This is a genomic window from Amycolatopsis sp. NPDC051372 (assembly GCF_040682095.1).
GTDB lineage: Bacteria > Actinomycetota > Actinomycetes > Mycobacteriales > Pseudonocardiaceae > Amycolatopsis.
Genome location: NZ_JBFBAF010000003.1, coordinates 24,401 through 50,545, shown reverse-complemented (window position 1 = coordinate 50,545; position 26,145 = coordinate 24,401). Strand labels below are relative to the sequence as shown.

The following is a 26,145-nucleotide window of genomic DNA, read 5'->3' as shown; positions in this document are numbered from 1 at the left end:
GCTCATGCCGTTCCTGGCGCAGATGCCGGACGCCGCAGAACGCGCTCGCCTGCTCGCGGACGACCCGTGGTGGCTGATCCTGCTCAAGGCGGTCGTCATCCTGCTGATCGGCCCGATCCTCACGATCTTCCTGATCGTGTGGGAGCGCAAGGCGGTCGGCCGGATGCAGAACCGGCCCGGCCCCAACCGCGTGGGCCCCGGCGGGTACCTGCAGTCACTGGCCGACGCGATCAAGCTCCCGTTCAAGGAGCAGATCATCCCGGACACCGCCGACCGCAAGGTGTACTTCCTCGCACCGGTGCTGGCCGCGGTCCCCGCGCTGATCGCGCTTTCGGCCATCCCGTTCGGCCCGGTCGTCTCGATCTTCGGCCAGACGACCACGCTGCAGCTGGTCGACCTGCCGGTCGGCGTGCTGGTGATCCTCGCGTGCTCGTCGATCGGCGTGTACGGCATCGTGCTCGCCGGCTGGTCCTCCGGCTCGCCGTATCCGCTGCTCGGCGGTCTCCGCTCGGCGGCGCAGGTGATCTCCTACGAGATCGCGATGGGCCTCTCGATCGTCGCGGTGATCCTCTACTCCGGGTCGCTGCAGACGTCCGAGATCGTGGAAGCGCAAGCCCACGGCTGGTACTTCTACATGCTCATCCCGAGCTTCGTGATCTACCTGATCTCGATGGTCGGCGAGACGAACCGCGCGCCCTTCGACCTCCCCGAGGCCGAGTCGGAGCTGGTCGGCGGCTTCCACACCGAGTACAGCTCGATGAAGTTCGCGATGTTCTTCCTCGCCGAGTACGTGAACATGGTGATCGTCTCGGCGTTCTGCACCACGCTGTTCCTGGGCGGCTGGCGGTTCCCGTTCGTCGGCGACGACTCGCCGCTGAACCAGAACTGGTGGCCGATGCTCTGGTTCTTCGCGAAGCTGTTCGTGCTGCTGTTCGGCTTCATCTGGCTGCGCGGCACGCTGCCGCGGCTGCGGTACGACCAGTTCATGCGGCTGGGCTGGAAGGTCCTGGTGCCGATCAACCTGGTCTGGATCCTCGTGGTCGTCGCGATCAAGACCATCCAGTGGAGCTGGCCGCAGATCCTCGTCGGCGTCGGCGTCGTGCTGGTGGTGCTCGTGCTGATCAGCCTGGCGGTGCCGAACAAGAAGCTGCCGGAAGGCGACTACGTCGACCTCACGGGCGGCGGGTTCCCCGTGCCCCCGCTGGACCTGAAGGTCCCCGAAAGCACTCCGCGCCAGAAGGCGCTGGCCAAGGCGGAAGCGAGGGCGGCCCGGCGCAAGCCGGCGGCCGTCGGCACCGCAGCACAGGAAGGGGCAGAAGATGGCGGCAACTGACTTCCTGAATCCCATCAAGGGTTTCGGCGTCACCTTCGCGATGATGTTCAAGAAGGTCGCCACCGAGGAGTACCCGGAGGCCGGCGCCCCGGCCGCGCCGCGGTACCACGGCCGCCACCAGCTCAACCGCCACCCGGACGGACTCGAGAAGTGCGTCGGCTGCGAGCTGTGCGCCTGGGCCTGCCCGGCCGACGCGATCTTCGTCGAAGGCGGCAACAACACCGAGGAGGCCCGCTTCTCCCCGGGTGAGCGGTACGGCGCGGACTACCAGATCAACTACCTGCGCTGCATCGGCTGCGGGTTGTGCATCGAGGCCTGCCCCACGCGGTCCCTGACGATGATCAACTTCTACGAGCTCGCCGACGACGACCGCCAGCGGCTCATCTACACCAAGGAAGACCTGCTCGCCCCGCTGCTGCCCGGCATGGAGCAGCCGCCGCACCCGATGCGCCTGGGCGACAACGAGCAGGACTACTACGTGAACGGTCCCGAGCTGGAGAAGGCGCAGCAGCAGGAGGCCAAGCAATGATCGCGGCAGTTCTCGCGCAGGCGCCCGCAGCCGCGTCGACCACCGTGACGGTGGGCGAAGCGATCGCGTTCTGGATCCTCGGCCCGCTCGCCCTGCTCGGCGCGCTCGGGATGATCTTCTCGCGCAACGCCGTGCACTCGGCCCTGTGGCTGGTGCTCACGATGCTGAGCCTGGGCGCGCTCTACATGACGCAGTCGGCGCCGTTCCTCGGGTTCACGCAGATCATCGTCTACACCGGCGCGATCATGATGTTGTTCCTGTTCGTGCTGATGCTGGTCGGCCGCGAGAGCTCCGACTCCGTGGTCGAGGTCCTGCGCGGGCAGCGGTTCGCCGCGACGATCCTCGGCATCGGGCTCGCCGCGCTGATCGCCGCCGGCGTTTTCCGCTCGATGGTGAACGTGACCCCGGCTCCGGCGCTGGATCCGTACGCCGCCAACGGCGGTGGCGCGGGCGGCCTCGGGCGGATCATCTTCACGCAGTACCTCTTCCCGTTCGAGCTCACGTCGGCGCTGCTCATCACCGCCGCGCTCGGCGCGATGGTGCTGGCGTTCACCGACCGCCACAAGAAGGGCGGCAAGCTCCCGCAGCGCGAGCTCGTGAAGCTGCGCTTCCGCGGCGAGCACGACCGCCCGTCGCCGCTGCCCGGCCCGGGTGTGTTCGCGACGGCCAACTCCGTCGCCGTGCCGGCCCTGCTGCCCGACGGTTCGATCGCGCCGGAGTCGCTCTCGGCGATCATCGAGTCCACGTCGGCGCTGCAGCTCATGCGCGAGCGCAAGCTCATCGCCGACGAGGGCCCCAAGCCTGACGCCCACGCGCTGGTCGGCGGCGACAGCGTTGCCGCGGGCACCGACGAAGAAGGGGAAGGAAAGTGACCCCGAGCTACTACCTGCTGCTGTCGGCGTTGCTGTTTTCCATCGGCGCCGTGGGCGTCCTGGTCCGCCGCAACGCGATCGTCGTGTTCATGTGCATCGAGCTGATGCTCAACGCGGTGAACCTCAGCCTGGTCACGTTCGCCCGCATCAACGGCGGGCTCGACGGCCAGGTGATGGCGTTCTTCGTGATGGTGGTCGCGGCCGCCGAGGTCGTGGTGGGCCTGGCGATCATCATGGCCATCTTCCGCACCCGGCGCTCGGCCTCGGTCGACGACACCAACCTGCTGAAGTACTGAGAGGGCGAGCGTGACCGCATCATCGTGGCTGCTGGTGGCCCTTCCGGCCCTCGGCGCCCTGATCCTCCTGTTGGCCGGGAAACGGGCGAAGGCCTGGGGGCATCTGCTCGGCACCGCCACCGTTGCCCTGGCCTTCGTCTACGCCGTGATCCTGTTCTTCTCGACGGCGGGCAACGCGACCGAGAACGTCAACCTGTACTCGTGGATCCCCGCGGGTCAGCTGCAGGTCGACTTCGGCCTGCGCATCGACGCACTGTCGCTGACGTTCGTCCTGCTGATCACCGGCGTCGGCATGCTGATCCACTTCTACTCGATCGGCTACATGGCCGACGACGAGGGCCGGTACCGCTTCTTCGCGTACCTGAACCTCTTCGTCGCGTCGATGCTGATCCTGGTGCTGGGCAACAGCTTCGTGACGCTGTACCTCGGCTGGGAAGGCGTGGGTCTCGCGTCCTACCTGCTCATCGGCTGGTACCAGAACCGCCCGTCCGCGGCCACCGCCGCGAAGAAGGCGTTCCTGATGAACCGCGTCGGTGACGTCGGGCTCGCGCTGGCGATCTTCCTGATGTTCAAGTACACGGGCTCCACCGGCTACACGCAGGTCTTCGAGGGCCTGACCAACGGCCAGATCCCGCCGGGCGCGATCACCGCGATCGGGATCCTGCTGCTGCTGGGCGCCTGCGGTAAGTCGGGCCAGTTCCCGCTGCAGGCCTGGCTCCCGGACGCGATGGAGGGCCCGACCCCGGTTTCGGCCCTGATCCACGCGGCAACGATGGTCACCGCGGGCGTCTACCTCGTCGCCCGCTCCAACGTGATCTTCTCCGCGACGCCGGACGGCCGCCTCGTAGTCACGCTCGTCGGCGCGGTCACGCTGCTGATCGGGTGCATCGTCGGCTGTGCCTACGACGACATCAAGAAGGTGCTCGCCTACTCCACCGTCAGCCAGATCGGCTACATGATGCTGGCGGTCGGCCTCGGGCCGGGCATCTACGCGCTGGGCATCATGCACCTCGTGGCCCACGGCTTCTTCAAGGCCGGGCTCTTCCTCGGGGCCGGTTCGGTCATGCACGGCATGAACGACGAGGTCGACATGCGCAAGTTCGGCGGCCTCGCCAAGAAGATGCCGATCACGTTCGTCACCTTCGGCCTCGGATACCTCGCGCTGATCGGCTTCCCGTTCCTCGCGGGCTACTACACCAAGGACGCGATCATCGAAGCCGCGTTCGGCCAGGAAGGATGGCGCGGCTGGGTGTTCGGCCTCGCCGGCATCATCGGCGCCGGGCTCACCGCGTTCTACATGACGCGCCTGATGATGATGACCTTCTTCGGCAAGTCACGCTGGAAGGAGATCAAGAGCTCCGACGGGCGCGACTTCCACCCCCACGAGTCCAAGCCGATCATGTGGATCCCCATGGCGATCCTGGCGATCGGGTCGGTCGGCTCCGGTGCGTTCTTCGCGATCGGCGACCGGTTCGAGAACTGGCTGGCCCCCACTGTCGGCGCGTTCCACGAGGCCGAGCACGCCCCGATCTCGGCGGCGGCGATCCCGTGGCTCACCCTCGCGCTCGCCCTGATCGGCGCGCTGCTCGCGATCTGGATCTTCCGGCCCGGCCGCGACATCCCGGTCGAGCGCCCGCAAAACGTCTCCTGGGTCGTCCGGGCGGCTCGCAAGGACCTGTACGGCAACGCCCTCAACGAGACGCTGGTCGCCCGCCCGGGCACCTGGCTCGCGCGGGCGCTGGTGTACGTCGACAACCGCGGGGTCGACGGGGCGGTCAACGGCCTCGCCGCGGCCCTCGGCGGCGGGTCCGGCCGGCTGAGGCGCATGCAGACCGGGTTCGTCCGGTCGTACGCGCTGTCCATGCTCGGCGGCACGTTCCTGCTTCTGGCGGCCCTTCTGCTGGTGAGGTTCTCCTGACATGACTTGGCTCCTGGCGCTCATCCTGCTGCCGCTGGTCGGCTCGCTGGTGCTGGCGTTCCTCAAGGGGAACGACCGGGCCGCGATCGCGACCGCGCTCGTCGTGTCCATTGTGGAGTTCCTGCTGATCATCCCGTTCTGGGCGAGCTACTCGCCCTCAGGCGCGCGGATCCAGCAGGCCACCTCGATGGACTGGATCCCCACCTTCGGCATCCACATCTCGTTCGGCACCGACGGCATCTCGCTGATCATGATCGCGGTGATCGCCCTGCTGGTGCCGATCGTCGTGGGCGCGCTCGGGCTCACCGACAAGCTCCCGGCCGGCCGCAGCGCCGGCGGGTTCCTGTCGCTGATCCTGCTGCAGGAAGCGATCACGATCGGCGTCTTCGCGGCGACCGACGTGTTCCTCTTCTACGTGCTGTTCGAGATCATGCTGATCCCGATGTACTTCCTGATCGGCGGCTACGGCGGCGCGAACCGGCAGTACGCGGCCGTGAAGTTCTTCCTCTACTCGTTCCTCGGCGGCCTGATCATGCTGGCCTCGGCGATCGGCGCGTACTCGCTGGCGTCGGACAAGCTCGGCAAGGGCACGTTCGACTGGGCCACGCTGGTCACGGTCGTGCGCGACGCCCCGACGGGCACGCAGATCTGGCTGTTCCTCGGCTTCTTCCTCGCGTTCGCGATCAAGGCGCCACTGGTGCCGTTCCACACCTGGCTACCGGACGCCGCGAGCCAGGCCCCGATCGGCGTCGCGGTGCTGCTGGTGGGTGTGCTGGACAAGGTCGGCACGTTCGGCTTCCTGCGCTACTGCCTGCCGATGTTTCCCGAGGCGAGCAAAGCGCTCGCGCCACTGGTGCTGGTGCTCTCGGTGATCGGCGTGATCTACGGCTCGATCCTCGCTGCCGGGCAGAGCGACATGAAACGGTTCATCGCCTACGTCTCGATCGCCCACTTCGGGTTCATCTCGCTGGGCATCTTCGCCTTCAACGAGCAGGCGATGATCGGCTCGGTGTCGTACATGCTGAACCACAGCCTCTCGACCGGGATGCTCATCGTGGTGATCGGCCTGATCGTGATGCGCGGCGGGTCCACGCGGATCTCCGACTACGGCGGCATGGCGAAGGTGACCCCGCTGCTCGGCGGGATGCTGCTGATCGCCGGTCTGTCCGCGCTGTCGCTGCCGGGCACCAACTCGTTCGTGAGCGAGTTCCTGGTGCTCATCGGCTCGTTCGTGACCCAGCCGGTGTACACGATCATCGCGACGGTCGGCATGGTGCTCGCCGCGGCCTACGTGCTGTGGCTCTACCAGCGGATCATGCAGGGCCCGGTGCGCGGTGACGCGCTCATCGGCGTGGGCGGCGGCCCGGGCACGGCGATGGCGCCGGAGCTCGGGGCCAAGAAGGCCATCAAGGACCTCGGCGGGCGGGAGATCGCGATCCTGGCCCCGATGGTCATCCTGATCATCGGCCTGGGTTTCTACCCCAAGCCGGTGCTCGACACGATCACCCCGTCGGTGCAGGCGACGCTGTCTGCCGTGCAGGGAGGCAAGTAAACCGTGCTCGACAGTCTCATTGGGCCTGTTCTCTCCCAGGCTCCGTCGGCCCAGGTGGCGACACCTTCGGTCGACTACGCGGCCGTGCTGCCGTTGCTGATCATCTTCGGCGTCGCGTGCGTCAGCGTGCTGGTGGAGGCGTTCGCGCCGAAGGCTTCCCGCTGGCACGCGCAGGTCTTCGTGACCCTGGCCGCGATCGTCGCGGCCGGCGTCGCCCTGATCAAGTACGTCACCGGCTCGTCGTCGACGAAGGCGGGCGTGACCACATTCGCCGGTGCGATCTCGGTGGACCAGCCGTCGCTGTTCCTCTGGGGCACCCTGCTCCTGCTGGGGCTCGGCGCGGTGTTCCTCATCGCCGACCGCAAGGTGGAGCCCGGCGGCGCGTTCGTGGCGCAGGCCGCGATCAGCCCCGGCACCGTGCAGGACCGCGCGCAAGCGGTCGGGACGGTGACGTCGCAGACCGAGGTCTTCCCGCTCACGCTCTTCGCGCTCGGCGGCATGATGGCCTTCACCGCGGCCAACGACCTGCTCACGATGTTCATCGCGCTCGAGGTGCTGAGCCTCCCGCTGTACCTCATGTGCGGCCTGGCCCGGCGGCGCCGGCTCATCTCGCAGGAGTCGGCGGTCAAGTACTTCCTGCTCGGCGCGTTCTCCTCGGCGTTTTTCCTCTACGGCCTCGCGCTGCTCTACGGCTACGCGAACTCCGTGAAGCTCGCCGACATCGCCAACGCCGCGGCCGGCTCGGACCGTTCCGACACGCTGCTGTTCGCGGGCCTCGGCCTGCTGGTGGTGGGTCTGCTGTTCAAGGGTTCGGTCGGCCCGTTCCACACCTGGACGCCGGACGTCTACCAGGGCGCGCCGACTCCGGTCACGGGCTTCATGGCGGCGTGCACGAAGGTCGCCGCGTTCGGCGCCATCCTGCGCGTGTTGTCGGTCGCGTTCTCTTCCACGAGCTGGGAGTGGCGCGGGGTCCTGTGGGCCGTCGCGATCATCTCGATGGCGATCGGCGCGATCCTCGGCCTCACGCAGACCGACGTGAAGCGCATGATCGCGTACTCCTCGATCGCCCACGCGGGCTTCCTGCTCGTCGGCGCGATCGCGATGACCGAGGACGGCCTGTCGAGCACGCTGTTCTACCTGCTCGCCTACGGCTTCACCACGCTCGCCGCGTTCGGCGTGATCAGCCTGGTCCGCGACTCCAGCGGTGAGGCGACGCACCTGTCTGCCTGGGCGGGGCTGGCGAAACGGTCGCCCGTACTGGCCGGGGTGTTCACGTTCTTGCTGCTGGCGTTGGCCGGCATTCCGCTGACCAGTGGGTTCGTGGGCAAGTTCGTGGTGTTCTCCGCGGCCTTGTCGGACGGCATGGCTCCGCTGGTGGTGATCGCGCTCGTGTTCAGCGCGGTGGCCGCGTTCTTCTACCTGCGCGTGATCGTGCTGATGTACTTCTCCGAGCCCGCGGCCGACGGCCCGACCGTCGCCATCCCGGGCGGCTTCACCACGGCGGCCATCACGCTCGGCGTGGTGGTGACGCTGGTGCTGGGCCTGGTGCCTTCGTTCGCTCTGAGCTGGGCCAGTTCGGGTGGTTTTGCTTCGTAGGGTTCTGAACCACTCCGCGAGATCGCGCCGGTTTCTTCCTGCCCGATGTGGGCGGCCCCCGGGGCCGACCATGTCGGGCAGGAAAAAGCCGGCTTAAAGGCGATCTCGCACGCGGCGGCGGAGCCGACGCCAAAAGCACAGCGGCCTTCTGCTTGTCCGGGCAGATATGCTTTTTCACATGCACATCGAGCGGGTGCGGATCACGGACGTCCTGGGGTTCCGTGGTGCCCGCACGGTGGACCTGAAGCTGCCGGGGCCGGGCTGGACGGTGCTGGCCGGGCGCAACGGGTCGGGCAAGACGACGTTCCTGCGCGCGCTGGCGCAGGCGCTCGTGCAGCCGCCGTTCGCCGAGAGCCTGGTCGCTGAAGGCAGTTCGATCGACGTCGACGTGGTGGGCGAGGGGCCGGCGTTCTGTGCCGGCTACGGGCCGTTCCGGCGGCTGGCCGGGGGAGCGCCGGAGGCGCAGTCGCTGATGCGCGGCGAGTTCGCGCGGGTGGCGAGCCTGTTCAGCGAGGACGCTTCGCTGGCCGAGGGCGTGGCGTGGCTGATCAACCAGCACCTGCGCGCGCTGGAGGGCAAGGCGGGCGCGCGCGAGCTGAAGGACTCCGTGCTGGAACTACTGGGGGACGGCCTGCTGCCCGACGGCTACCGCGTGCGCGACGTCGACTCCGACGGCCTCTGGGTCTCCTACCGCGGCGACCGGTTCCCTCTGCGGGAGATGAGCGACGGGTACCGCACGGTCACGGCGCTCGTCGTCGACCTGGTGCGGCAGCTCGCGGACGCGGGGCTGGGCATCGACGCGTCGGGCGTGGTGCTGATCGACGAGGTCGACGCGCACCTGCACGTGTCGTGGCAGAAGCGCATCGGGCCGTGGCTGAAGGCGCACTTCCCGCGGATCCAGTTCGTGGTGAGCACGCACAGCCCCTATGTGTGCCAGGCCGCTGATCCGGGTGGCCTGATCCGCCTGCCGGGGCCGGACGAGCAGGAGCCGCCGCGCGTGGTGACCGACGAGCTGTACCAGCGCGTGGTCTACGGCAGCGGCGACGACGCCGTGCTGTCGGACCTGTTCGGGCTCGACACACCGTACTCGCCGCGGGCCGTGGAGCTGCGTGAGCACCTGGCCGAGCTGGAGCTGCTCGTTGCCACGGGCCAGGCGGACGCCAACGGCCTGCGCGAGTGGGAGCAGCTGCGCGACCGCCTGAGCAGCTCACCGCCCAGCCGCGTCGACGACGTCACGCGCCACTTCGACGAACGGTGATCGCGCTGCGCCGGGTGGCGCTGCCGTTGACTGTGTCCGCTGAGCTGGTGCGGCTGACCGCGCGGATTCCCGCAGGGGACAACAAAACCGCGCGTCGCTTGTGGACTTCCGCGCGCGGGGCCCGCCGGTCGATCCGCTCGCAGCTGGCGCTGATGGCCTCGGGCCGCGGCTACTGCATGTACTGCGGCGATGGTCTCGGGTCCACTGTGGACCATTTCGAACCGGTGGCGCGGGCGCCGCATCGCGCGTTCGACTGGCTGAATCACCTGCTGGCGTGCGAGTACTGCAACAGCCACCACAAGCGCGACCGGTTTCCGCTCGACGCGTCGGGACAGCCACTGCTGATCGACCCGACGGCCGAAGACCCGCTCGATCACCTCTTCCTGGTGCTGTCCATCGGCACCTACCGCGCGTTGACCGACAAGGGCCGCGCGACGATCGAGGTGTGCGGCCTGAACCGGCCCCTGCTGGAACGCGGGCGCGCCGCCGCCGTGGACCAGGTGGCGGCGCTGGTGTTCCACTGGTGGAACGGCTCCGCCGAGACCCGCCGCCGCGCCATCTGGACCCTGCGCGACCAGCCCCACGCCGACGTCCTGCACGCCATGCTCCGCCAGGCTCTGCTGCCAGGCGCCCCGCGCATCTTCTCGGACGCCTCTCTGCTCGACCTGCTGCGTGACTCCGAACTCCGTGCCGCTTTGTTGGCCTGAACGCAGTGAAGGGCACCTTGAGGAACTCCCTCAAGGTGCCCTTCACGGTCTCTTGATTACGGCGTGGGGGAGCAGGCTGTACGGCCGACCGTCACCGAGCCGGTGATGCCCGAGGTCGGGAGGAAGTCGATGCGCAGCATGGTGAGACTGATGCTGCCGTCGCCGGGGAGGGTCTGGGTGTTGAACACCGCGTTGGCCAGCACGGTGCCCCCGGCCTTCGTGATCGGCTTCGTGTAGCCCGCCGGCACCGGGGATGGCGGGCCGGTGATGCCGGCCAGGCCGCTGAAGGTCCAGTTGGCGCTCGTCTGCCGCTGCACGGCGTCGCACGTGACGGTGTAGCTCGACAGCCGGATGCGCGGGCCGCCGGCACTGACCAGGGCCGAGAGCTCGAAGTTCTTGCCCGTGGCCGTCGACTTGGTGCTGGTGGTGTCGTTGTCGGGGTCGACCACCGTCGTCGTGCAGGACGACGTGCCGCCGCCCCAGCTCAGGCCCGTTTTGCTCAGCGAGCCCGTCGACGCGCTGGTCGGGCCCTCCACCGCACACGGCGCCAGCGTCGGCACGGTCACCGTGGTGGAGCCCTTGGTGAAGCTCGCCTCCCCGAGGTCAGCCGCGCCCGCGGGCGTCTGCGCGTGCGCCACGCCGCCGGCCACCACGCTCCCCGCCATCACCACCGCCGCGACGAGCCCCGTCTTCACGTTCTTCAGCATGTCCTGACCTCCCTGCACTCAAGCCGCACGGACCGCGCCGGCGAACTCCCACTGAGTGAATATCCGCGCGCCCGTTTCGCCCGTTGCGCTGCCGGGCGTTGATCACTCGTCCGTGCCGGGGGATCAACCCGTTCGGGGCCCGGGCTTGACTTCTGGGACCGGGTTGCCCCTCGGTGTCATGTTCGTCACCGTTTCCCCTGGACAGCGGGTAAACGGCGTACCAGGGGTAGCCACTACTCTGAAAGCCGGATAACCCGACCGGCGCATGAGAGAGCGGAGCCGACGTGTCTGTGTCTTCACCACCCCCGGGGGCGGGAGCCACCGCTGCGCGGGATGGCGCCGTCGAGGACCTCCGCGCGACCGTCGGGCTGCAGATCGAGGACGAGAAGCTGCTGAGGGCGATCGCCGGCGGGCTGGCGGACGTCGAGGCGATGCTGCGGGACGTCGTGAAGAGCGATGTGCAGGCGGTGCACGACGCGGCGTTGCACCTGGTCGAGGCGGGGGGCAAACGTTTCCGGCCCCTGTTCACCCTGCTGTCGGCGCAGTTCGGGCCCCGCCAGGATGACCACGTGCTCATCGCGGCCGCCGCGGTGGAGCTGGTGCACCTGGCGACGCTGTACCACGACGACGTGATGGACGAGGCGACCATGCGGCGCGGCGCGGAGAGCGTCAACGCGCGCTGGGACAACACCGTCGCGATCCTGACCGGCGACTTCCTCTTCGCCCACGCCTCGCGCCTGGTCGCCGACCTCGGGACGGACGCGGCGCGCATCATCGCCGAAACGTTCGGCGAGCTCGTGACCGGCCAGATGCGCGAGACGGTCGGCCCCGGCCCCGGTGACGACCCCGTGGAGCACTACCTCACCGTCATCGCGCAGAAGACCGGCTCGCTGATCGCGACGTCCGGGCGGTTCGGCGGCATGATGTCCGGCGCCCCCGAGGGGTACATCCAGGCGTTGCGCCGGTTCGGCGAAATCATCGGCACGGCGTTCCAGATCTCCGACGACATCATCGACATCGCGTCGCCGTCCGACGAGCTGGGCAAGGCGCAGGGCACGGACCTGCGCGAAGGCGTTCGCACGCTGCCCATGCTCTACGCGCTGGCCGACCCGGACACCGACCCGCGGCTCGTGGAGCTGCTAGCCGGCCCGATCGCCGAGGACGAGGTGGTCGCCGAAGCTCTGGAGCTGCTGCGCCGCTCGAGTGGACTCGAACGCGCGCGCGTCACCCTTTCCGACTACGCTTCGCGGGCACGTGCCGAGCTCGCCGCGCTGCCCGCTTCCCCTGCGCGCGACGCTTGCGAGTCGGTCGCCGACTACCTGGTCGCGCGGACGCATTAAAAGGGGCAGAGAAGATGTCCATTTTCGGACAAGTCTGGCTGTGGAGCCTGTTGGCGTTCTTCGTCGGCGCGCTCGTGGCCTGGTTGGTCCTCGTGGTGCCTGCGCGCAAGCGCATCCGTGAGCTGGAAGAGGCGCTGGCGTCGGCGCACACCGAGAACGCGCGCACGCCGGCCAACGCGGCCGCGCTGGCCGCCGCGTCCAGCCGGACGTCGGTGCTGCCGCCGGTGGACGCTCCCGTGGCTTCGGAACCAGCGTTCACGTCCGACTTCGCGGAACCCGACAGCGAGCCGGCGTGGGCCCGCGACGAGCGTGAGCACGCGCCCACCGAGCTGATCGCCGCGGCGCCGCCCGCCGGGTTCGACCCGGAGGCGGAGTACGACGCCGAGTACCGCACCGCGCAGGAGCCGGGCGCTTCGCCCGAACCGGACGAGCCGGCCCTGGCGTCCTCCGTGGACAGTGGCGACGTCTACCGCGCGGCCGCGACGGAGTACCTCAGCCCGGTCTCGCGCGAGCCGGACAGCGATTACCGCCACGCGGCCGATCTCGAGGACGAGGACCTCGCCAGCGGCTACCACCGCGCGGTGGAACCGTTCGAGAGCAAGCTCGAACCCTTCGAGAGCACGCTGGAGCCCTCGTCGTTCGAGAGCCGTCCGGAGCCCTCCGACGAGCCGGTGTCGCTGTTCCAGCCCGCGCCCGCGGCGGAACAGTCCGAATCGGACTGGTTCTCGAAGGAACTGCCGGAGCGTTCGCCCTTCGAGGACACGCCGGGTGGTGACTACCTCGACGAGCCCGAGTCCACTGAGCACCTCACGCCGGCTCCGGCCATGGCGAAGCAGGCGACCACGGTGGAGGAGTCCGAAGAGTCCACAGAGGAATCTCTAGAGCCCGGCGGCCTGCCCAAGCGCCAGCCCCGCGAGTCCCCACGCGGCGGCTTCGAGGCGCCGCGGCCGATCCAGCCGTCGATGCGCCCCGTCGAACGCCGCGAGCCCGACCTCACGGGCGCGCACAGCGGTTCGCTGTTCGAGCCGTCGGTGCAGCCCAACCAGGTTGCCGCCATGGCCGCCCCCGAACCGCCCCCGGCCCGCGACACCGGCGAGGACTCCGTGCCTCCCGGCCCCTTCGGCCCCGGCTCCGCCATGCCCCGCCCCGGCGGCGGCCGCCCCTCGGACGCCTTCGCGGTCAAGGCCAGCGTCACGGCGCTCCGTTACTGCACTGAGGAATCGCCGCAGTTCCCCCGCATGGTCGCCGAGGTGTGGTTTCGCACTTCGGCCGATGCTGAACGAGTGGGGTTCCGGCCGCTTTCCTGATCTACCTTCGGCTGTATTTTTGGCGTCGGCTCCGCCGCCGCGGGCGAGATCGCCTTTGAGCCGGCTCCTTCCCACCCGACATGGTCGGCCCGGGGCCGCCCACACCGGGCGGGAAGAAACCGGCGCGATCTCGCAGCGTGGTTGAGTTAAGTCTTACCCAGCAACGAAAGAAGGCCTCCCCGCCGAGTGCGAGAAGGCCTTCTTTCGTGTCAGACCGAGGCCTAAACAACAGTCCAGGTGTCTTTGCCTCGCAGGAGGCCCTGCAGGTCGGGCTTGCGGGCGGCGCGGGCCTCTTCCACCTGGGCGCGGGCGCCGTCGTCGTAGGTCGGGCGCTCGACCTGGCGCAGGATGCCCGTGGGGACGTGCGTGAGGTTCTGGTCGCCCAGGCGGGTCAGCGCGAAGGCGTACGACGTGTCCGCGATGGTCGGGTCGTGGACGACCAGGTTGTCCTCGCCGATGTCGCTCACCTTGGCGATGTCCAGGCCACCCCACTCGCCGCGGCGGACGCCGAACTCGCCCTCCGCGCCGAAGCGCATCGGCTCGCCCGCCTTCAGCGGGATGAGCCGGGAGGCGGCCTCGTCCTTGTCCTTCAGGACGTCGAACGCGCCGTCGTTGAAGATGGGGCAGTTCTGGTAGATCTCGACGATCGCCGAGCCGCGATGGCGGGCCGCCGCCTCGAGGACTTCGGTGAGGCCCTTGCGGTCGGAGTCCAGCGCGCGGCCCACGAACGACGCCTCGGCGCCGATCGCCAGCGACAGCGGGTTGAACGGCGTGTCCACCGAACCCATCGGAGTCGACTTGGTGACCATGCCCTGGCCCGAGGTCGGCGAGTACTGGCCCTTGGTCAGGCCGTAGATCCGGTTGTTGAACAGCAGGATCTTGATGTTCACGTTGCGGCGCAGCGCGTGGATCAGGTGGTTGCCGCCGATGGACAGCGCGTCGCCGTCGCCGGTGACGACCCACACCGACAGGTCCGGGCGCGTGGTGGCCAGGCCGGTCGCGATCGACGGCGCGCGGCCGTGGATCGAGTGCATGCCGTAGGTGTTGAGGTAGTACGGGAAGCGCGACGAGCAGCCGATGCCCGAGATGAACACGATGTTCTCGCGCTTGAGGCCCAGCGTCGGCAGGAACGACTGCACGGCGTTGAGCACCACGTAGTCACCGCAGCCGGGGCACCAGCGCACTTCCTGGTCGGACTTGTAGTCCTTGGCCTTCTGCGGTTCGTCGGTGGTGGGAACGAGGTCCAGACCGCCGAGCTGCGGCAGTCCGAGGTCGATGGCGGTCACTTGACGCCCTCCGGGATGGTGCTGGTGATGATGTCGGCGAACACGTTCTGCAGCTCTTCGGCCTTGAACGGCAGCCCCGCCACCTTGGTGTACGAGTGCACGTCCACCAGGAACTTGCCGCGCAGCAGCAGCGCGAGCTGGCCCAGGTTCATCTCCGGCACCACGACCTTGTCGTAGGACCGGAGCACCTCGCCCAGGTTCGCGGGCAGCGGGTTGAGGTGACGCAGGTGCGCCTGCGCGATCGGCATGCCCAGCTTCCGCACGCGCCGGCAGGCCGCGCCGATCGGGCCGTAGGACGAGCCCCAGCCGAGCGCGAGCACGCGCGCCTTGCCGCCCGACGGGTCGTCGACCACCAGGTCGGGCACGTCGATGCCGTCGATCTTGGCCTGGCGCAGCCGCACCATCTTGTCGTGGTTGTCCGGGTCGTAGGAGATGTGCCCGGTGCCGTCGGCCTTCTCGAGGCCGCCGATGCGGTGCTGCAGCCCCGGCGTGCCCGGCACGGCCCACGCGCGCGCCAGCGTCTCCGGGTCGCGCACGTACGGCCAGAACTCACCGGAGTCGTTGGTGGCGTTGGGTTCCGTGGCGAACTCGACGCGCAGGTCCGGCAGGTCCTCGACGTCGGGGACGAGCCACGGCTCGGAGCCGTTGGCGATCGCGCCGTCGGACAGCAGCAGCACCGGCGTGCGGTACTTCAGCGCGATCCGCGTGGCCTCCAGCGCCGCGTCGAAGCAGTCGGCGGGCGACAGGGGCGCGATGATCGGCACGGGCGACTCGCCGTTGCGGCCGAACATCGCCTGCAGCAGGTCGGCCTGCTCGGTCTTGGTCGGCAGGCCCGTGGACGGGCCGCCGCGCTGCACGTCGATGACCACGAGCGGCAGCTCCGTCATCACGCCGAGGCCGATGGTCTCCGACTTCAGCGCGATGCCGGGGCCGGAGGTCGAGGTCACGCCCAGCGCGCCGCCGTACGAGGCGCCCAGCGCCGCGCCGATGCCGGCGATCTCGTCCTCGGCCTGGAACGTGATGATGCCGAAGTTCTTGTGCTTGGACAGCTCGTGGAGGACGTCCGACGCCGGGGTGATCGGGTAGGTGCCCAGCAGGATCTGCAGCCCGGACTGCTGCCCGGCCGCCACGATCCCGTACGCCAGCGCCGTGTTGCCGGTGATCTGCCGGTAGGTGCCCTGGTCGAGCTTTGCCGGCGCGACCTCGAACGTCGTGGCGAACGACTCGGTGGTCTCGCCGTAGTTCCAGCCCGCGCGGAAGGCCAGGATGTTGGCCTCGGCGATGTCCGGCTTCTTCGCGAACTTCTCGCGCAGGAACCGCTCCGTGCCCTCGGTCGGCCGGTGGTACATCCACGACAGCAGCCCGAGCGCGAACATGTTCTTGCACCGCTCGGCGTCCTTCTTGCCGAGGCCGGTGTCGGCGAGCGCGCCCTGCGTCAGGGTCGACATGGCGACCCGGTGGACCTGGAAGGCCGACAGCGTGTCGTCGTCGAGCGGGTCGTTGTCGTACCCGACCTTCACGAGGTTGCGCTTGGAGAACTCGTCGGTGTTGAGGATGATCGTGCCGCCCTGCGGGACGTCGCGCAGGTTCGCCTTCAGCGCCGCGGGGTTCATGGCCACCAGCACGTCGGGCCGGTCGCCGGGCGTGAGGATGTCGTAGTCGGCGAAGTGCACCTGGAACGACGAGACGCCCGGGATCGTGCCTTGTGGCGCGCGGATCTCGGCGGGGAAGTTCGGCATCGTCGACAGGTCGTTGCCGAAGGCCGCGGCCTCGGACGTGAACCGGTCGCCCGTCAGCTGCATGCCGTCGCCCGAGTCACCGGCGAACCGGATGACGACCCGGTCGAGCTTGCTGACTTCGGTCGACCTCGAGCTGGTCAAGGCGGCGTGACCGTTACCGGCCTCCGCGCCCCCGAGACCGCCGTTCGCACTCGTGCTCATAGGTCAGGGAATCCCTCTCTCCCGACGTGCTGCGACCCCGGGTCGGCCCCCGGGGAAACGCCCGCCCGGCGATGTCGGCTGGATCACCAGGCCTACCCCGAGGTTACTCGTCGAGGACTCGGGAGTTCCCGAAGTGTGGGGTACCCGGAGTGGAAGCCTTCATCCCGTTACCGGCGGCAGGCGCCCTTTGTTACCTGTGACCGATGGTAACGGGATTTCCGGGGGACCCGCAGTGACGCACGTCTCCCACCGATGGGCCACACAAACCGGATTTCCCGGTCTGTGGCATGGACGATGCCACCGGATGGACTGGTCCCGCATCTGCGTCCCGGCATGTGGATAAGTTCATTCGAGTTCCCGATGAAGTCCGGTGGTTCGACCAGGCCCGCCGGTCAGCTCTGCGGGTTCGGCGGCCGCTCCAACAGCCGCGACAGGACGACCGTCGAAACGGTGCGGTCGATGATCTCCAGCCCGCGCAGCCGTTCGAGTGCCGTCTCGAGGTGGTGGATGTCGGCGGCGCGCAGGTGCACGATCGCGTCGGCCGCGCCCGAGACCGTGTAGGCGGCCACGACCTCCGGCAGCGGTTCAAGCCGCGCGCGGATGCGGGCGGGTGTGACGTTGCCCTGGCAGTGCACCTCGACGAAGGCCTCGGTGCCCCAGCCGAGTGCCTCTGGGTCGACAACCGCCGTGAAGCCGCGCAGCACGCCGGTTTCCAACAGCCGGTCGACGCGGCGCTTGACCGCCGGGGCGGACAATCCGACGACTTTGCCGATCTCGGCGTAGCTCGAACGCGCGTTGGCCACCAGGCAGGAAACGATTCGCTGGTCGATGGTGTTCACACGCAATGTTTAGCAGGTATGTGCGCAGCGAACAGCGATTGATTGCGCGGTTAGGCCGACCTTACCCTTCAATCATGCAGGCAGAGTCTGTGCAGCGAGTTCCCACCACCCGCCGTTACCTGATGTGCCCGCCGCGGTTCTTCGCGGTGGACTACGTGATCAACCCCTGGATGGACCCGACCGCGCCGGTCAGCGCCGACGTCGCGGTGGCCCAGTGGACCGAGCTGCGCGACACCTACCGCCGCCTCGGCCACACCGTCGAGGAGATCGAGCCGCAGCCGGGCCTGCCCGACATGGTGTTCGCGGCGAACTCCGGCACCGTCGTGGACGGGCGTGTGCTCGGTTCGAGCTTCCGGGCGCCGCAGCGCGCGGCCGAGGCCGAGCACTTCCGCCGCTGGTTCGTCGAGCACGGCTACCGCGACCTGACGATGCCGGAGCGTATCAACGAGGCCGAGGGCGACTTCGCCTGGACGGGCAAGCTGCTACTCGCCGGCACCGGCTTCCGCACCGACCCGGCCGCGCACGCGGAAGCGCAGGAGGTGCTCGGCGTGCCCGTGGTGTCGCTGAGCCTCGTCGACCCGCGGTACTACCACCTCGACACGGCGCTGTTCGTGCTCACCGAAGCCGACGCCGGGACCGACACCACGGCCCCGCAGATCGCCTACTACCCGGAGGCCTTCTCGCCGGGCTCGCAGCGCGTGCTGCGGCGCCTGTTCCCCGACGCCGTGATCGCCACGGCCGCCGACGCCGAGTGCTTCGGCCTCAACGGCGTCTCCGACGGGCGCAACGTCGTGCTGCCCCTGGAGGCCGTCGGGCTGGGTGCGCAGCTGGCCGAGCGGGGCTACGAGCCCGTCTACCTGGACATTTCCGAACTGCGGAAGGCCGGCGGCGGGCCGAAGTGCTGCACTTTGGAGATTCGCAAATAACTTTGTGTAGATAGTGTAACTACTCCATTTGCCACGTCGATTAATCGAGATACAGGAGGTCCGACGCTCCGAACCGGGACGAGGTGCGATGGTCAACTTCACCGTGCACGGCATCGGCAGACCCCAGCGCGCGCTCGATCCGGGCGAAGACGAGCGCTGGATCACGGTGGAGCAGTTCGAGACCTTGCTGGACGTCGTCGCGAAGTGTCCTGAATCGCGGCTGACCTTCGATGACGGCAATGTCTCCGACGTCGAGATCGCGTTGCCGAGGTTGGTGCAGCGCGGGCTGCGCGGGGAGTTCTTCCCGCTCGCCGGCCGCGTCGGCTCGCGTGGGTTCGTGGATCGCGCCGGGTTGCGTTCGCTTGTTGCCGCCGGGATGGATGTCGGCTCGCACGGCTGGGACCGGTTCGGTGCGCGGCGGTTCGAGGAACGCGTGCTGCGGCGCGAGCTTGATGCGGCGCCGCGGTTGCTGGGGGAGTTGAGCGGGCGGGCGGTGTGCCGGTACTCCCTGTCCGGGCGTCGGGTGGACCGGCGCGTGCTGGGCCGGTTGAGGGCGGCCGGGGCGACGCGGGTGTACGCCGGCTCTGGGCCCGGTAGTTCGGGTGTTCGGGGTGGCGAATGGTTGCAGAACCGCGTCGAGGTGCATCGGGATCTGGACCGTCAGTGGGCTGAGGGTGTGCTGGTGGGTCGGTACGGGCACCGCTGGCCCGGTCGATTGACGGGGTTGCTGGCGTTCTGAGTCTGCGGGGCGGCTCGCGTTGGTGCCGGGCGGGGTTTTGGGGGCGGCGTGTGCCGTCGGATGGCTTTGGGTGGGTGGGGGTCCGCTGCGCCGCGTTGTGTACCGGTGTTCGGGACTTCGGTTTGCCGGTTTCGTGAACGGTTTCCCGGTGCACCAGCGGTTTCGTCAAGCATTACAGGCTGGTGGGAAAACCACTGACGGTCGAGGTCTTGTCACCGTGCGCGCCCGGGTGCATCCTGTGCGCTACGCCGCACGAGTAAGGAAACTTTCCTAACTAACAGTTTCTCTTGACTGACAGGGAGCCTCGATGAGGAAGCTGATCCTGTTCGCGACCATGGCGATCGCCGCCGCGGTGATGCCGGCGGCGGTGGCGTCGGCCTCGGCAGCGCCGGCGGGTCCGGACCACGCCCAGGTCGCCGCGGCGCCGGCCGCGGGCCCGACGGCGGCGCAGCTGCTGGCGAAGACCAACAGCTGCAACCAGATCTCGAACGGCAAGTACAAGACCGACGAGGACGCGGGCTCCAAGACCGTCGCCGTGTGCGGCGCCAATGGGGCCGTGTTCTGGAAGGCCGACATGGACATCGACTGCGACGGGCAGCGCACGTCGCAGTGCAACGAGGACACCGACTGCTGTTTCCAGGGCGACACGGCGTTCCACCAGAGCGACGGAAAGCCGCTGAATGCCGCGACGTTGCCCTACATCGTCGTGCCGAGCTCCAGTGGCACGTGGAACTACTCGTCCTCCGGTCTCAAGGGCGGCGGTTCGTGCGCAGTGATCTACAACGGAAAAGTCGAATACACCGTCATCGGTGACACCGGGCCGACCGGGATCATCGGCGAGGCTTCCTACGCGACGGCCAAGGACCTCGGCATCAACCCCGACCCGTCCAACGGTGGCACCGACTCCGGCGTGACCTACATCTGCTTCAAGAACTCGAAGGTCTCACCGATCGAGAACCACGGCACGGCCACGAGCACCGGGCAGAACCTGGCCGGCACGTTCGTGAACAACAACTGAACGCGACGGACAACGGCGCCGGGGAAGCTTTGTCGAGCTTCCCCGGCGCTTCGTCGATTCTTGGCGGAAATGGCGCTACGGCACGAAAAATGTTGTCGAGACCACTACGAGAGGTCGAAAAAGCGCACAATCGATACGCAAATCCGGTTGCCATTTCTCCACTGGCCTGAACGGGTAACGAACTGCGTCCGCGCGCCGACCAACCGATCAGCGAATGCGGGCGGAGGTTCAAGCGTGAGGATCAGTGTCTTCGGGCTGGGGTACGTGGGGTGTGTGTCCGCGGCCTGTCTGGCGGGGAACGGGCACGAGGTCGTCGGGGTCGACGTGAACCCGGTGAAGGTGGACCTCGTGACGCGCGGCAACGCGCCGGTGGTCGAGGAGCGCATCGGGGAGCTGACGGCCGAGGTCGTGGCGTCGGGGGCGCTGCGCGCGACGACCGACGTGGCCGAGGCGGTGGCGGCGACCGACGTGTCGCTGGTCTGCGTGGGCACGCCTTCGGCGCCCAATGGCAGCCTCTCCACCGAATATCTCGAACGCGTGGCCGACGAGATCGGCGAAGCGTTGGCGCACAAGGCTGTGACGTCCAAAGAGCGCCGCCACACGGTGGTGTTCCGCAGCACGATGCTGCCGGGCACCTGTCTCGACCTGCTGGTGCCGATCCTGGAGAAGTCCAGCGGCCGAACCGCGGGCGTCGACTTCGGCGTGGCGGTGAACCCGGAGTTCCTGCGCGAGGGCACCAGCGTGCGCGACTTCTTCGACCCGCCCAAGACCGTGATCGGCGAGCTCGACACCGCCAGCGGCGACATCGTGGCCGAGCTCTACACGGGCCTGCCCGGCGACGTCTTCCGCGTGCCGATCCCGGTCGCGGAGATGACCAAGTACGCCGACAACGCCTTCCACGGCTTGAAGATCGGCTTCGCCAACGAGCTCGGCGCCGTCTGCCGCGCGCTGGGGCTCGATTCGCACAAGGTGATGGACGTCTTCCTCGCCGACCGCAAGCTCAACGTGAGCCCCGCGTACCTGCGCCCTGGCTTCGCGTTCGGCGGTTCGTGCCTGCCGAAGGACCTGCGCGGACTGGTCTACGCCGCGCGCCGCGCCGACGTGTCGGTGCCGATCCTCGAGCACGTGCTGCCCTCGAACGAAGATCACCTGCAGCGCGCGTTCGACCTCGTCGCGCGCACCGGCAAGCGCAAGGTGGGCCTGTTCGGCCTGTCGTTCAAGCCGGGCACCGACGACCTGCGTGAGAGCCCGCTCGTCGAGCTCGCCGAGCGGCTGCTCGGCAAGGGCTTCGACCTCAAGATCTACGACGCCAACGTGAGCCTCTCGCGGCTCATGGGCGCCAACCGCGAGTACATCGATGCCCGGCTGCCGCACCTCGGGCAGCTGCTCGCGGGTTCGGTCGAGGAGGTGCTGGAGCACGCCGAGGTGTGCCTCGTCGGCACCTCCGACCCGGCCGTGCTGGCCGCGCTTCCCCACGGTGGCGAGCAGACGCTCGTCGACCTCGTCCGCATCCCCGACGCCGAGGTGCGCCGGGCCGAAGAGGGATACGTCGGCCTTGCCTGGTGACAAGAAAAAAGCCCTGATCCTGGTCGAGAACCTCTCGGTGCCGTTCGACCGCCGCGTGTGGCAGGAGTGTCAGACGCTGCGCGACGGCGGCTGGGAGGTGCACGTGATCTGCCCGCAGGGCACGAAACGCGACACCGAACCCGAAGCCGTGATCGACGAGGTGCACATCCACCGCTACCCGCTCAAGGCGGCGACCGGTGGCCCCGCCGGCTACGTGCAGGAGTACGGCTCCGCGGTGTGGCACACGTTCCGGCTGGCCCGCAAGGTCGGCCCCGTCGACGTGGTCCACGCCTGCAACCCGCCCGACCTGTTGTTCCTCGTGGCGCGGATGCTCAAGCGCCAGGGCGCGAAGTTCATCTTCGACCAGCACGACCTCGTGCCGGAGCTGTATTTGTCGCGCTTCGACCGTGGTCAGGACTTGCTCTACCGCGGCGTCTGCGCGCTCGAGCGCGCCACCTACCGCGCGGCCGACGTCGTGATCGCCACCAACGAGAGCTACCGCCAGGTCGCCCTCATCCGCGGCGGCAAGCGGCCCGAGGACGTGTTCGTGGTCCGCAGCGCGCCCGTGGTCGAGCGATTCCACGAGGTGCCGGTGGAGCCGGAGCTCAAACGCGGCAAACCACACCTGCTCTGCTACCTCGGCGTGATGGGGCCGCAGGACGGCGTGGACTACGCGTTGCGCGCGCTGGCTTCCCTGCGTGACGAGATCGGCCGCGACGACTGGCACGCCGTGTTCGTGGGCGCCGGCGACGCGTTCGACGACGTGGTGGCGCTGTCGAAGGAGCTGGGCCTGGAGAACCAGGTCGAGTTCACCGGCCGCGTCTCCGACGCCGACCTGCTGCGCTACCTGTCCGCGGCCGACGTGTGCCTTTCGCCCGACCCGCTCAACCCGCTCAACGACGTGTCGACCATGAACAAGATCATGGAGTACATGGCGATGAGCAAGCCCATCGTCTCGTTCGAGCTGCGGGAGGCCCGCGTCTCCGCGGCCGACGCCGCGCTCTACGCGCCGGCCAACGACGTCACCGAGTTCGCGAAGCTCGTCGCGGTCCTGCTCGACGACCCGGACGAGCGCGTCCGGATGGGGGAACTCGGCAAGGCGCGGGTCAGCGGGCCACTGGCCTGGGCGAACTCGCAGAAAGCCCTGCTCGCCGCGTACGAGCGAGCTGTGCGCTGAGCCCACGTGCTTGATCGCGGTTTGAACAAGGTTCGTGCGTTCGGTGTAACCAACGCCTCCAGCACGACGACGGGGTCAGTGACCGGTACGCCACTTTCGGAGGGGAGACCCCGGTTTTGAGTGACGACACGGTACGACTTTCGATGGTGGGACAGGTTCTGCGCAGACGCTGGAGGGCGCTGCTGATCCTGGTGGTCGTGGGGGCGGGCGTCGGTGCGGGGGCTTCTGTCGTGCTCTCGCCCGGTTACGAGACCACGGCGAGCGTGCTGCTGCAGGGCCCGCGCCAGGCCGACGAGCTGCTGACGCAGGCCCAGGTGGCCACCAGCTCGGTGGTGCTGGACCGCGCGGCCGCGGCGCTCGGCATGCGCGAGGCCGGCCCGGACCTCCAGAAGAAGGTCACGGCCTCGGTGGCGCAGGGCAACGTCGTGGCCATCAGTGCTTCGAGCGACAGCCCGGAGCACGCCCAGCAGCTGGCCGATCAGGTGGCCAAGGAGTTCGTGAAGTACTCCACGCAGCTGCTGTCCAACTCGGCCGGCTCGTCGGCCCAGCTCGCGCAGGAGCAGCGGGAGGCGCTGCGCCAGCAGGTGGCGCAGACCAACCAGCGCGTCCTCGACCTGTCCCGTTCGGTGTCCGACGGCCAGACGGTGGAGGGCGTGCAGGTCCGCACGGAGCTGCAGGGCCTGCGCACCTCGCTGGAGCAGGCGATGAACAACCTCGACGCGGCCGACGCGGCCACGGGCGCCGGCAACATGGTCGTGATGGGGCCGTCGGAGAAGCCGACCTCACAGGCTCCGCCCACGCTGGCGCAGCTCGCCGGGGGCGGCGCGATCCTGTTCTTCCTCATCGGCCTGCTCAGCTACCTCTTCGGGGCGCGCAGCGACCGTCGGCCGCGCAGTGAGACGGAGATCGGCTCGGCGCTGGGCGCGCCGGTGCTGGCGAGCGTCGACGTGCCGGAGACCGGTGAGCCGGAGCGCGCGACCGGCTTCCGGGGCGCGCTGCGCCGGATCACGGGCAGCGACAAGCCGTGGAACCTGCCGGAGGTGCCGGCTTCGGCCGACGAGTCCAGCCGTGAGGTGCGCTACCGCCGGGTGTTCGCCCGGCTGGGCACCGACCGCGACGGCGTGCTGCGGCTGCTCGTGCTCGTCGCCGCCGGCGACAGTGCGGCGCGGCGCGCGGCGACGCAGTTCGCAAAGGTCGCCGAGACCGAGCGCGTGCGGGTGGAGCTGACGATCACGGAGGTCACCGTGGGCGCCGGCGTGCAGCCGACCGTGCCGGACGGTACCGCCGGAGTGCTCGTGGTGCTCTCGGTCGGCAGCCGCAGCGCGTGGGAGCTCGTGGCGATCGCCGAGGCGTGCGCCGACGCGGGCCACGAGGTGCTCGGCGCCGTGCTCACGCGTCAGGTCCGCGTCACCGGGAAACCGCGGAGAGTTCCCGCCTCGGCGGATCCACCCCAGGTCCCGGTGGACCGTGACGCGATGGCAGGTTCGTCATGACCAGTTCGCAGAGCTCCTCGCCGCCACTGATCGACCTGCAGAGAATCGTCGTCGCCGTGCGCCGGCACCGCCGGCTGTGGGTCACCTTCGCGTTGCTGGGCCTGGTGGTCGGCGGCGCAGTCGCCGTGCTGCTGCCGGCCCCGCCGACCGCGATCACCAAGGTGATCGTGATCCACCCGGACGACTCGCCGACCGACAGCGGCACGCTGATGCGCACCGACGTCGCCGTGCTGGAGACCGCGAAGATCGCGTCGGCCGCGCTGCAGAAGGTGCACAGCACCGAGGCGACCGAAGACTTCCTGAAGGACTACACCGGCCTCGGCCTGACCAACAACGTCATGCAGGTGACGGTCACGGCCAAGACCAAGGAAGACGCCGTCGCGAAGGCGCAGGCGCTGGCCGACGTCTTCATCGCCGACCACGTGCAGCGCAACCAAGCCGCCGCGACCGCGCAGGCCAAGGCGCTGCTCGACCAGCGCACGCAGGCGCAGCAGCAGCTGGCGCAGATCGACTCGCAGGCCGCGACCGAGGCCGACAAGGGCAGCCGCGCGAACGCCGGCACGCTGGAGCAGCTGTACACCCAGCGTGCGGACCTGGTGTCGAAGATCGCCGACCTGCAGAACCAGGCGCAGCAGGCGGGTATCGGCACACCGCAGGTGGCCGCGGGCACGCAGATCGTGGACGCGCCGGCGATCCAGAAGGTGTCCTTCCTCAAGACGGTCGCCACCAACGGCGCCATCGGCTTCGCGCTCGGCCTCGCCCTCGGGCTGGCCCTGGCGATGGTCACCGCGCTCGTGCGCGACCGGCCGGTGCTGCGGCGCGAGGTCTCCGAACACCTCGGTGCGTCGGTGATCGCGCAGCTGCCGTCGAAGCTGCGCGGCCCGAAGCGGTTGTGGGCCAAGTCGAAGCCGGTCGTCGAACGCAAGCGCGTGGCCGTGACGCTCGTGCGTTCGGCCCGGGCCGAACGCGGGCCGCTGTCGTTGCTGGAGCTCGGCGCGCCCGGCGTGGCCGCGGGGCTCGCGGTGGACATGGCGGCGGAGCTGGCCGAGGACGGACCGGTCGTGGTGATCGACGATCTGCCGCGCCACGACGCGAAGCGCCTGGCGGTGGCCGGCGACGTGAAGGTGGTCGAGGTCGGAGACCCGTCGATCAAGCGCGCGGTGTACCGGCTCGGCGTCGGCACGGTCGCGCCCGGCACGGCGTGGACGGACCTGGAGTACCTCGGCACGGAGACGGTGCTGGTCGTGCGCTCGGGGCACGCGAACACGTTGTGGCTGCACACCGTAGCCCGGCAGCTCGCCGACTGCGGTATCCCGATCCTGGGTGTGGTGCTCGTCGATCCGGACCCGAAGGACCAGACCGACGGGACGCTGTGGGACGGCCTGCACACCGCGTTGCGCGGGCGGGCGTCCGTGGTGGCGGCCAAGCAGATCGAGAAGCCGGCCGAGCCGCCGCGGAAGTTCGTGGAGCAGGAGCCGGAGAAGCCGATCGACTGGCCGGTCGAGCATGACGTGAACGACGCAGCGACGACCATTGAGGCGTCGGTCGTCAAACCGGCCAAGCCCGCGATGCCCGTCGAGACCAAGGGCCACCTCGAAGCGCCGACCCGCCGGCTCAGCCCGGTGCCGCGCAAGCCCGAGGAGCGCGCGCCGGAACAGCGCAAGTCCCAACCCGGCAACTCCGAGATGCCGACCAAGAAGTTCGCGCCCGTCCAGTCCGGTCCGGAAAGCTAGAGAGGGTTACGCA

At 69.1% G+C, this 26,145-nt stretch carries 22 protein-coding genes; 18 read left to right on the top strand and 4 right to left on the bottom strand.

The genetic code is table 11. The features are described 5' to 3' along the window. Window positions 1–4: 4 nt before the first annotated feature. The 9 genes from nuoH to AB0M56_RS05770 all read left to right on the top strand — a co-directional run bounded on the left by nuoH (window position 5) and on the right by AB0M56_RS05770 (window position 10,061). Window positions 5–1,333 carry an NADH-quinone oxidoreductase subunit NuoH gene (gene nuoH / locus AB0M56_RS05810; protein ID WP_364171997.1) on the top strand — a complete coding sequence of 443 codons (1,329 nt, stop codon included), beginning with the start codon at window positions 5–7 and terminating at the stop codon, window positions 1,331–1,333. After that, window positions 1,320–1,862, top strand: a complete 543-nt coding sequence (gene nuoI / locus AB0M56_RS05805; RefSeq protein WP_364171470.1) for an NADH-quinone oxidoreductase subunit NuoI — start codon at window positions 1,320–1,322, stop codon at window positions 1,860–1,862. The genes nuoH and nuoI overlap by 14 nt, the downstream gene beginning before the upstream one ends. Continuing rightward, on the top strand, window positions 1,859–2,734 hold the full coding sequence (locus tag AB0M56_RS05800) for an NADH-quinone oxidoreductase subunit J (protein WP_364171468.1): 876 nt from the start codon (window positions 1,859–1,861) through the stop codon (window positions 2,732–2,734). The genes nuoI and AB0M56_RS05800 overlap by 4 nt, the downstream gene beginning before the upstream one ends. Then, window positions 2,731–3,030 (top strand): NADH-quinone oxidoreductase subunit NuoK, encoded by a 300-nt coding sequence (nuoK, locus tag AB0M56_RS05795; protein ID WP_326567987.1) that lies wholly within the window; start codon window positions 2,731–2,733, stop codon window positions 3,028–3,030. The genes AB0M56_RS05800 and nuoK overlap by 4 nt, the downstream gene beginning before the upstream one ends. Before the next feature lie 10 nt (window positions 3,031–3,040). Further along, window positions 3,041–4,948: an NADH-quinone oxidoreductase subunit L gene (gene nuoL, locus AB0M56_RS05790; protein ID WP_364171466.1), complete on the top strand. Its 1,908-nt coding sequence runs from the start codon at window positions 3,041–3,043 to the stop codon at window positions 4,946–4,948. 1 nt (window position 4,949) lies between these two features. After that, complete coding sequence (locus AB0M56_RS05785) at window positions 4,950–6,500, top strand: NADH-quinone oxidoreductase subunit M (protein WP_364171464.1); 1,551 nt, start codon at window positions 4,950–4,952, stop codon at window positions 6,498–6,500. Window positions 6,501–6,518: 18 nt separating this feature from the next. Continuing rightward, the gene (nuoN, locus tag AB0M56_RS05780) at window positions 6,519–8,096 is read left to right on the top strand and encodes an NADH-quinone oxidoreductase subunit NuoN (protein WP_364171995.1); all 1,578 of its coding nucleotides are present in this window, start codon (window positions 6,519–6,521) and stop codon (window positions 8,094–8,096) included. A gap of 178 nt (window positions 8,097–8,274) precedes the next feature. Further along, window positions 8,275–9,354: an AAA family ATPase gene (locus tag AB0M56_RS05775; RefSeq protein WP_364171462.1), complete on the top strand. Its 1,080-nt coding sequence runs from the start codon at window positions 8,275–8,277 to the stop codon at window positions 9,352–9,354. Next, window positions 9,351–10,061, top strand: coding sequence for an HNH endonuclease (locus AB0M56_RS05770; protein ID WP_364171460.1), 711 nt, complete (start codon window positions 9,351–9,353; stop codon window positions 10,059–10,061). Before AB0M56_RS05775 ends, AB0M56_RS05770 begins: the two co-directional genes overlap by 4 nt. A gap of 56 nt (window positions 10,062–10,117) precedes the next feature. Here the strand turns inward: AB0M56_RS05770 and AB0M56_RS05765 are convergent, their stop codons facing one another. Then, on the bottom strand, window positions 10,118–10,768 hold the full coding sequence (locus AB0M56_RS05765; RefSeq protein ID WP_364171456.1) for a hypothetical protein: 651 nt from the start codon (window positions 10,766–10,768) through the stop codon (window positions 10,118–10,120). A gap of 290 nt (window positions 10,769–11,058) precedes the next feature. Between AB0M56_RS05765 and AB0M56_RS05760 the strand changes: the two genes are divergently transcribed. Both AB0M56_RS05760 and AB0M56_RS05755 read left to right on the top strand, forming a co-directional pair. After that, complete coding sequence (locus AB0M56_RS05760) at window positions 11,059–12,108, top strand: polyprenyl synthetase family protein (protein ID WP_364171993.1); 1,050 nt, start codon at window positions 11,059–11,061, stop codon at window positions 12,106–12,108. A gap of 14 nt (window positions 12,109–12,122) precedes the next feature. Continuing rightward, window positions 12,123–13,415, top strand: coding sequence for a hypothetical protein (locus tag AB0M56_RS05755; RefSeq protein WP_364171454.1), 1,293 nt, complete (start codon window positions 12,123–12,125; stop codon window positions 13,413–13,415). 221 nt (window positions 13,416–13,636) lie between these two features. Here the strand turns inward: AB0M56_RS05755 and AB0M56_RS05750 are convergent, their stop codons facing one another. The 3 genes from AB0M56_RS05750 to AB0M56_RS05740 all read right to left on the bottom strand — a co-directional run bounded on the left by AB0M56_RS05750 (window position 13,637) and on the right by AB0M56_RS05740 (window position 17,480). Then, window positions 13,637–14,701: a 2-oxoacid:ferredoxin oxidoreductase subunit beta gene (locus AB0M56_RS05750; RefSeq protein ID WP_364171452.1), complete on the bottom strand. Its 1,065-nt coding sequence runs from the start codon at window positions 14,699–14,701 to the stop codon at window positions 13,637–13,639. Then, a complete protein-coding gene (locus AB0M56_RS05745; RefSeq protein WP_364171450.1) occupies window positions 14,698–16,641 on the bottom strand; it encodes a 2-oxoacid:acceptor oxidoreductase subunit alpha in 1,944 nt (647 codons plus the stop codon). The genes AB0M56_RS05750 and AB0M56_RS05745 overlap by 4 nt, the downstream gene beginning before the upstream one ends. Window positions 16,642–17,033: 392 nt before the next feature. Further along, window positions 17,034–17,480 carry an Lrp/AsnC family transcriptional regulator gene (locus AB0M56_RS05740; RefSeq protein WP_220245995.1) on the bottom strand — a complete coding sequence of 149 codons (447 nt, stop codon included), beginning with the start codon at window positions 17,478–17,480 and terminating at the stop codon, window positions 17,034–17,036. Between the two features lie 74 nt (window positions 17,481–17,554). Here AB0M56_RS05740 and ddaH point away from each other — a divergent pair, with 74 nt between their 5' ends. The 7 genes from ddaH (at window position 17,555) to AB0M56_RS05705 (ending at window position 26,132) form a co-directional block, all read left to right on the top strand. Next, window positions 17,555–18,406: a dimethylargininase gene (ddaH, locus tag AB0M56_RS05735; RefSeq protein WP_364171448.1), complete on the top strand. Its 852-nt coding sequence runs from the start codon at window positions 17,555–17,557 to the stop codon at window positions 18,404–18,406. A gap of 88 nt (window positions 18,407–18,494) precedes the next feature. Next, window positions 18,495–19,145: a polysaccharide deacetylase family protein gene (locus AB0M56_RS05730; RefSeq protein WP_364171446.1), complete on the top strand. Its 651-nt coding sequence runs from the start codon at window positions 18,495–18,497 to the stop codon at window positions 19,143–19,145. 307 nt (window positions 19,146–19,452) lie between these two features. Continuing rightward, window positions 19,453–20,163, top strand: coding sequence for a glycoside hydrolase family 75 protein (locus tag AB0M56_RS05725; RefSeq protein ID WP_364171444.1), 711 nt, complete (start codon window positions 19,453–19,455; stop codon window positions 20,161–20,163). Between the two features lie 234 nt (window positions 20,164–20,397). After that, entirely contained in the window at window positions 20,398–21,729 is a 1,332-nt protein-coding gene (locus AB0M56_RS05720; protein WP_364171442.1) for a nucleotide sugar dehydrogenase, read from the top strand. Next, complete coding sequence (locus tag AB0M56_RS05715; protein ID WP_364171440.1) at window positions 21,719–22,906, top strand: glycosyltransferase family 4 protein; 1,188 nt, start codon at window positions 21,719–21,721, stop codon at window positions 22,904–22,906. The genes AB0M56_RS05720 and AB0M56_RS05715 overlap by 11 nt, the downstream gene beginning before the upstream one ends. Window positions 22,907–23,049: 143 nt before the next feature. Continuing rightward, window positions 23,050–24,399, top strand: coding sequence for an exopolysaccharide biosynthesis protein (locus tag AB0M56_RS05710; protein WP_364171438.1), 1,350 nt, complete (start codon window positions 23,050–23,052; stop codon window positions 24,397–24,399). Continuing rightward, a complete protein-coding gene (locus AB0M56_RS05705) occupies window positions 24,396–26,132 on the top strand; it encodes a Wzz/FepE/Etk N-terminal domain-containing protein (protein ID WP_364171436.1) in 1,737 nt (578 codons plus the stop codon). The genes AB0M56_RS05710 and AB0M56_RS05705 overlap by 4 nt, the downstream gene beginning before the upstream one ends. Window positions 26,133–26,145 lie beyond the last annotated feature (13 nt).

What these genes read in the sequence shown, in the direction of transcription:
- AB0M56_RS05800 (WP_364171468.1), top strand. Translation starts at nt 1,859, where the DNA reads ATGATCGCGGCAGTTCTCGCGCAGGCGCCCGCAGCCGCGTCGACCACC.
- AB0M56_RS05775 (WP_364171462.1), top strand. Translation starts at nt 8,275, where the DNA reads ATGCACATCGAGCGGGTGCGGATCACGGACGTCCTGGGGTTCCGTGGT.
- nuoH (WP_364171997.1), top strand. Translation starts at nt 5, where the DNA reads ATGCCGTTCCTGGCGCAGATGCCGGACGCCGCAGAACGCGCTCGCCTG.
- AB0M56_RS05745 (WP_364171450.1), bottom strand. Translation starts at nt 16,641, where the DNA reads ATGAGCACGAGTGCGAACGGCGGTCTCGGGGGCGCGGAGGCCGGTAAC.
- AB0M56_RS05785 (WP_364171464.1), top strand. Translation starts at nt 4,950, where the DNA reads ATGACTTGGCTCCTGGCGCTCATCCTGCTGCCGCTGGTCGGCTCGCTG.
- AB0M56_RS05765 (WP_364171456.1), bottom strand. Translation starts at nt 10,768, where the DNA reads ATGCTGAAGAACGTGAAGACGGGGCTCGTCGCGGCGGTGGTGATGGCG.
- AB0M56_RS05755 (WP_364171454.1), top strand. Translation starts at nt 12,123, where the DNA reads ATGTCCATTTTCGGACAAGTCTGGCTGTGGAGCCTGTTGGCGTTCTTC.
- AB0M56_RS05705 (WP_364171436.1), top strand. Translation starts at nt 24,396, where the DNA reads ATGACCAGTTCGCAGAGCTCCTCGCCGCCACTGATCGACCTGCAGAGA.
- AB0M56_RS05710 (WP_364171438.1), top strand. Translation starts at nt 23,050, where the DNA reads ATGGTGGGACAGGTTCTGCGCAGACGCTGGAGGGCGCTGCTGATCCTG.
- ddaH (WP_364171448.1), top strand. Translation starts at nt 17,555, where the DNA reads ATGCAGGCAGAGTCTGTGCAGCGAGTTCCCACCACCCGCCGTTACCTG.
- AB0M56_RS05725 (WP_364171444.1), top strand. Translation starts at nt 19,453, where the DNA reads ATGAGGAAGCTGATCCTGTTCGCGACCATGGCGATCGCCGCCGCGGTG.
- AB0M56_RS05730 (WP_364171446.1), top strand. Translation starts at nt 18,495, where the DNA reads ATGGTCAACTTCACCGTGCACGGCATCGGCAGACCCCAGCGCGCGCTC.
- nuoI (WP_364171470.1), top strand. Translation starts at nt 1,320, where the DNA reads ATGGCGGCAACTGACTTCCTGAATCCCATCAAGGGTTTCGGCGTCACC.